This window comes from uncultured Wocania sp., assembly GCF_964021735.1.
Lineage (GTDB): Bacteria > Bacteroidota > Bacteroidia > Flavobacteriales > Flavobacteriaceae > Wocania_A.
This window is the reverse complement of record NZ_CAXIBN010000176.1, coordinates 1-6,428: the sequence shown is the minus strand read 5'-3', so window position 1 is coordinate 6,428 and position 6,428 is coordinate 1. Positions and strand designations below refer to the sequence as shown.

General features: G+C 31.9%; 7 protein-coding genes. 1 reads left to right on the top strand and 6 read right to left on the bottom strand.

The features are described from left to right. The 5 genes from AADI82_RS12835 to AADI82_RS12815 form a co-directional block, all read right to left on the bottom strand. Window positions 1-1,347: exonuclease domain-containing protein (locus AADI82_RS12835; RefSeq protein WP_341216828.1), on the bottom strand; the 1,347-nt coding region annotated here is incomplete at its 3' end. A 67-nt stretch (window positions 1,348-1,414) separates the two neighbouring features. Next, window positions 1,415-2,095 carry a YggS family pyridoxal phosphate-dependent enzyme gene (locus AADI82_RS12830; RefSeq protein WP_341216827.1) on the bottom strand — a complete coding sequence of 227 codons (681 nt, stop codon included), beginning with the start codon at window positions 2,093-2,095 and terminating at the stop codon, window positions 1,415-1,417. Window positions 2,096-2,176: 81 nt separating this feature from the next. Beyond that, on the bottom strand, window positions 2,177-3,415 hold the full coding sequence (locus tag AADI82_RS12825) for a DUF1015 domain-containing protein (protein ID WP_341216826.1): 1,239 nt from the start codon (window positions 3,413-3,415) through the stop codon (window positions 2,177-2,179). Window positions 3,416-3,525: 110 nt separating this feature from the next. Then, window positions 3,526-4,416, bottom strand: coding sequence for a 3-hydroxybutyryl-CoA dehydrogenase (locus tag AADI82_RS12820; RefSeq protein WP_341216825.1), 891 nt, complete (start codon window positions 4,414-4,416; stop codon window positions 3,526-3,528). Window positions 4,417-4,424: 8 nt separating this feature from the next. Further along, window positions 4,425-5,387 (bottom strand): Gfo/Idh/MocA family oxidoreductase, encoded by a 963-nt coding sequence (locus AADI82_RS12815; protein WP_341216824.1) that lies wholly within the window; start codon window positions 5,385-5,387, stop codon window positions 4,425-4,427. A gap of 155 nt (window positions 5,388-5,542) precedes the next feature. Between AADI82_RS12815 and AADI82_RS12810 the strand changes: the two genes are divergently transcribed. After that, window positions 5,543-6,184, top strand: coding sequence for a protein-L-isoaspartate(D-aspartate) O-methyltransferase (locus tag AADI82_RS12810; protein WP_341216823.1), 642 nt, complete (start codon window positions 5,543-5,545; stop codon window positions 6,182-6,184). A 14-nt stretch (window positions 6,185-6,198) separates the two neighbouring features. On the opposite strand, the gene AADI82_RS12805 is transcribed toward AADI82_RS12810, so the two are convergent. After that, window positions 6,199-6,428, bottom strand: a 230-nt coding sequence (locus AADI82_RS12805) for a WG repeat-containing protein (protein WP_341216822.1), incomplete at its 5' end; no start/stop codon positions are given.

Below are 6,428 nucleotides of genomic sequence, written 5' to 3'. Positions count from 1 at the left end.
TTTTAAGCGTTTATTTTTTCTGAGGTAACTTTGAATAATATGTTGCGTATCTCTATTGTTTTCCATGGGAGTAATAATAGATTCTAAAATCTCAATATTGTTTATTTGATAATTCAAATTGAAATATCCTAAACCTTTAAAAACACCATTTTCTATAAGGATTGCACTGCGTTCATCAACATCTCTACCTTTATCAATAATTACCATGTTTTTGTTTTTGTAACTGTTTTTATGGATTAAAGCTTCCACACGTTCATTATAAATTTCTGGTAATTCTTTTTCTATACAAGCACCATTGCAGGTTTTAATATCGTAGTTAAAACAACTAGTTTTGGTTTTGTATAATCCTGTTAATTTCTGACAAAGATTGTATTCTTCAACAGCTTTTGTAATAAAACTTTTTCCACTTTGTCTGTTGCTAAAAGTAGTTATAGGCTTTTTTCTGCCATCTACAACATCAATCTTTAGGTTGATATAATTGTTTTCATCCTTAAAATTATATAAAGCGTGTGTAAAAACATGACGTCTTAACGCTCTATTATAAATAGGTTTGTTGCGTTTAATTTCTTCGCTTTCCTTTAATAATGCCACCAGTTCGCTACCTGTAGCTTCGTATGTTACAGTGGCAACGTGTTGTTGTATTTTTTTTGATTTTTGATTGGTATTTGTAAAATGCTGATTAATTCGCTTTTTAATATTATTACTTTTTCCAATGTATATAATTTCTCCATCTGCTTTATGCATATAATAAACCCCAGTTATTGATGGCATTTGCTCAATAATATCTATGTGTCGCGGCTCTAATTGGTGCTTCGGATTTAATCGAATAGATTGCTGAATAATGTTTTTAGTTGTGTCTTTATCCAAAAGCATTTTAAATAGTTTTACAGTAGCTAATGCATCACCAGAGGCGCGATGTCTATCCGTTACCGGAATACCAAGAGAACGGACTAGTTTACCCAAACTATAAGAGGTTTGCCCAGGAATTAAATCTTTTGCTAATTCAACGGTACAAAGTGTTCTTCTATCAAAATCAAAACCTAATCGTTTAAATTCTGTTTTTAAAATTCTATTGTCAAATTTTGCATTATGTGCCACAACAATACAGTCTTTAGTAATTTCTACAATACGTTTCGCCACTTCATAAAATTTTGGTGCATTGCGTAGCATACTGCTATTTATACCTGTAAGGTTAACTACAAATGGTTGTATTTCTCGCTCTGGATTTATAAGACTTATAAATTGGTCGACAACTTCGTGACCATTATATTTATAGATTGCGATTTCAGTAATGCCTTCTTCGTTATACTTGCCTCCAGTAGTTTCTATGTCTAATATTGCGTACAAAAAGTGTTTATCTGTTTATTTGTTTGTCGTTTAGTCGAAGACTGTTAACTGAAACCGCGACTGTTTACTAATTATTATAATTTCGTTCGCCAAATATACTACTTCCAACACGAATCATGTTGCTTCCACAATCAATTGCTAACTCATAATCACCACTCATACCCATACTTATAATTCTGAATTCTGTATTTTGACTGCGCTCAGTGTGACAAATTTTAAGTTTATCAAAATAGGTTTTTAATACTATAAATTCTTTTTCAACTTGATTCATATCATCAGTAAATGTTGCCATTCCCATAACGCCTACAACTTTTATATGTTGCAATTCTGAAAAGGCTTTAGATTTAATGATTTCTGAAGCTTCATCAAATGACATTCCAAATTTAGAATCTTCTGACGCTATTTTTATTTGAAATAAACAATCAATAGTCCTGTTATGCTTTTTTGCTTGTTTGTTAATTTCTTTTAGCAATTTATAATTATCAACACCATGAATTAAACTGACAAAGTCAGCCATATATTTTACTTTATTTCGTTGAACATGGCCAATCATATGCCATTCAATATCTTTAGGCATTTCTTCATGTTTTTCAGCCATTTCTTGGATTTTATTTTCTCCAAAAATACGTTGTCCAGCATTGTAGGCTTCCATTAAATCGCTAATAGGTTTGGTTTTAGAAACTGCTACTAATGTAACGTGTTCTGGTAATGTTGATTTTATATGGTTTAAATTTTCTTTTATATTCATTGTTGTTTGTTAAGTCGTTTGTTGTTTAGTTGTGTCTTAAAACCTTAATAGCTAAACAAATAAGCATTTTTATACAAAGCGTTAAAATTCGTAAATTGTTATCCCGCTTCTTAATTTTGGTAAAATATATGTGCTCTTTGGGGGCATTTTTAAACCCTCATCTGCTATATGCTTTATTTGCTTAATGGTAGCAGAACACATGCCAAAACCTACTTTAAATTCTCCACTATCTACACTACTTTTAATAGTAATCATTTCATGTCTCCCGTTTACATATTCAATGCGATTGTCGTCTCGTAAATCGTTAATGCCTAAAATGGGTTGTAGTATCGTTTTGTAAAGCAAATACGCATCTAGCGTATCTAACGAAGTGTCAAAATCATAATTAGTTTTTCTTAAATATAGTGAGTAAAATTCACCATCTAAATACATGCTAAAGTGATGTGGTTTGGATGGGTTATAGGGTACGATTCCTCTATTTTCAATACGATATAAATGATCTAAACGAATTAAAAATTCTTCTTTGCTTAAACCATTCAAATCTTTTATTAAACGGTTAAATTCATGAATTACTAAATCGGATTCTGGTATGAGATACGACATAAAAAAGTTGTAAGCTTCACTACCTTGATGATTGATGTTTTTAGCTTTTTCATCTTTATACAATAAGTAAGATGAAGCTGATCTATGATGTCCATCTGCAATATAAATTGTTTCCATTTTATCAAACTCCTCTTGAATTACTACAATATCATCTTCATTATCTATTTTCCACAAATAATGTGTGTCTCTGTAAGTCATTGTAAACTCAAACTCTGCATGATTTTTTTGAGTGGCTTTTATAATTAATGAAATTACATTATTATCTGGATAGGTAAGTAGCACAGGTTCTGCGTTAAAACCTACCGTTTGCAAATAGGTTTTAAATGTTTGTTCTCGTTTTGCTAAAGTATCTTCATGTTTTTTTATAACATCTTTTTCATAATCCTCAGCACTAGTTGCTGCAATAATACCATTGAATTCTTGACCATGTCTATTTACTATTTTATAGACATAAAACGAAGGCTTTTCATCTTGAATAAAAATGCCATCTTCTTTAAATTCTAAATACCGGTTTCTAACTAATTTATAGCGTTCCTCGCCAGTAATAACTTGATCATATTTATAGCCAGGATTTACAATATGAAGAAAACTATATGGGTTATAATCCATTCTAGAGTCTCGCTCGTTAACTGTGTAACTTTGGTACGGACGTGCAGCTACCAAACCAACAATAGCTCTAGTTGGTCGTACCGCTTTAAATGGTTTTATTTTTGCCATGATTTATTCGAAACTGTCATTACGAGGAGTTTTTACGACATGGTAATCTGTTTATTAAAAAAGAGATTGTCACATCACATAAAAATGTGATTCGCAATGACGTTTTTAATTTACTTTATAAACTGTTTAGCCACTTTTTCAGCCTTTCTGCTCTCTGAATAATCATAAAAGCCTTCACCAGATTTTACACCTAATTTGCCAGCACGAACCATATTTACTAATAACGGACATGGTGCATATTTAGGGTTTTTAAAGCCTTCGTACATTACATTTAGAATAGAAAGACATACGTCTAAGCCTATAAAATCTGCTAATTGTAATGGTCCCATGGGATGTGCCATTCCAAGCTTCATAACCGTATCAATTTCTTCAACGCCTGCTACGCCATTGTATAAGGTTTCAATAGATTCATTTAGCATAGGCATTAATATTCTGTTGGCAACAAAACCAGGATAATCGTTTACTTCGGTTGGGGTTTTACCAAGTTTACGACTCATTTCCATAATAGTATTTGTTACTTCATCACTCGTATTATAACCACGAATAATTTCAACCAATTTCATGATGGGAACGGGGTTCATAAAATGCATCCCGATAACCATTTCTGGTCGAGAGGTTACCGCCGCAATTTGCGTTATAGAAATTGAAGATGTGTTTGTTGCAAGAATAGTGTCATCTGGACAAGCTCCATCTAATTGCTTGAAAATTTTCAGTTTTAAATCTATATTTTCGGTAGCAGCTTCAACAACAAGACTAGCATATTCAACACCTTCGGTTATACTCGTAAAGGTTGTAATATTTGCTAAAGTTTCGTTTTTATCGGTTTCCGTTATTTTTTCTTTTGCAACCATTCTATCTAAATTTTTAGAAATGGTCTCCATGCCTTTTTTCAAGGAAGCTTCACTAATATCTATGAGTTGAACTTTAAACCCACTTTGTGCAAAAGTATGTGCAATACCATTTCCCATGGTTCCAGCACCAATTACTGCGATATTCTTCATTTGAAATTTTATTTAAAACAATTAATTATCTGTGTTGCCACACGTAAAGCTTCAGTACCATCATGTAGTGTTACAACTGGTGTTGTATTGTTGTTAATAGCATCTGCAAAGGTTTCTAATTCATCAAGAATAGCGTTGTTGTTTGAAATTTCTGGATTATCAAAATAGATTTGCTTTTTTATACCTTCAGCATTTTGAAGAATCATATCGAAATCTCCAGGGTTTTCTGGAGCATCTTTCATTTTAACAACTTCACATTTTTTTTCTAAAAAATCTACAGAGATGTAGGCGTCTTTTTGAAAAAAACGTGTTTTACGCATACTTTTTAAAGAGATTCTACTCGCTGTTAAATTGGCAACACAGCCGTTTTCAAATTCTATCCGAGCGTTGGCAATATCTGGAGTATCGCTAATAACCGAAACACCACTTGCAGAAATATGCTTTACTTTCGATTTTACCACACTTAAAATAATATCGATATCGTGAATCATTAAATCTAACACAACGGGAACATCGGTTCCACGCGGATTAAATTCTGCTAATCGATGTGTTTCAATAAACATAGGTGATTTAATATCTTTTTTTACTGCTATAAAAGCAGGATTAAAACGCTCTACATGACCCACTTGTCCGCGAATATCGTGTTGTGCTAAAAGTTCTCTAATATGTTCTGCTTCTTCAACGGTATTAGTAATTGGTTTTTCAATAAAAATGTGTTTGCCTTTGGCAATAGCTTGTTTTGCGCAATCGTAATGTGATAATGTGGGGGTTACAATATCTATCATATCAACAGCATCTATAAGTGTTTCTATAGAATCAAAAAACTTATAACCAAATTCTTCTTCTACTTTTTTTCCGTTATCTGCATCTGCATCATAAAAACCAATAAGGTTATATTTATCAGATTGATTAAGAAGTCTTAAATGAATTTTTCCAAGATGACCAGCACCAAGTACACCAGCTTTTAGCATATTTTTACGTTTTCAACAAAAATAAGATATTTAATACATGAATTTGATTATTTGCAGCTAATTTTTTGCTTTATTGATACTTAAAAGAAATTACGATTAAAATGATTTTAGCTTAAAAATGTTTACTAATTTTAGCTTTGAAAATAACCCAACCATTGAAAGATACATTTAAACACAAAGGACTACGACAACAATTAGTTAACGTTTTAAAAAACAAAGGTATAACCAATGAAGCGGTTTTAAAGGCCATTGGAAACATACCAAGACATTTGTTTATGGACTCTAGTTTTTTAGATCATGCTTACCAAGATAAAGCGTTTCCTATTGCTGCAGATCAGACGATATCGCAACCTTATACTGTGGCTTTTCAATCGGAATTATTAGAAGTAAAAAAAGGTGATAAGGTTTTAGAAATTGGTACAGGTAGTGGTTATCAAACTGCTGTTTTATGCGAATTAGGAGCAAAAGTTTTTAGTATTGAACGCCAACAAGAATTGTTTAAAAAAACCAGTAAGTTTTTACCCAAATTAGGCTATCGCGCTAAAAAACTCATTTTTGGCGATGGTTATAAAGGTTTAAAAGAAGAAGCTCCATTTGATAGTATTATTGTTACAGCAGGCGCACCGTTTGTGCCAAAACCATTATTAAGCCAGTTAAAAATAGGAGGAAGGCTTGTTATTCCTGTGGGCGATGATGTGCAAATTATGACACTTTTTATTAGAAAAGGACAAAAAGAATTTGAGCAAGAAGAATTTGGAGAGTTTAGATTTGTGCCACTTTTGGAGGATAAGAATTAGATTAGTATTAGGTATTAAAGTTGTATTTGTTTTGTTTTCCCATTTTTGGTAACAATTGCAATACCATTTTCAAACTTCATATTGTCATATTCACAAGGAATAATGGTTTCACCATCAAGATTCATCAATCCACGCTTATTGCCTTTTAATGTAAAAACGTAGCTTCCTTTAACTTCAAATTTATCATACTCACAAGGAATAATGGTTTCACCATCAAGATTCATCAATCCACGCTTATTGCCTT

Excerpts from the sequence above, each read along its gene's own strand:
- AADI82_RS12820 (WP_341216825.1), bottom strand. The coding sequence starts at position 4,416 with ATGAAGAATATCGCAGTAATTGGTGCTGGAACCATGGGAAATGGTATT.
- AADI82_RS12825 (WP_341216826.1), bottom strand. The coding sequence starts at position 3,415 with ATGGCAAAAATAAAACCATTTAAAGCGGTACGACCAACTAGAGCTATT.
- AADI82_RS12830 (WP_341216827.1), bottom strand. The coding sequence starts at position 2,095 with ATGAATATAAAAGAAAATTTAAACCATATAAAATCAACATTACCAGAA.
- AADI82_RS12815 (WP_341216824.1), bottom strand. The coding sequence starts at position 5,387 with ATGCTAAAAGCTGGTGTACTTGGTGCTGGTCATCTTGGAAAAATTCAT.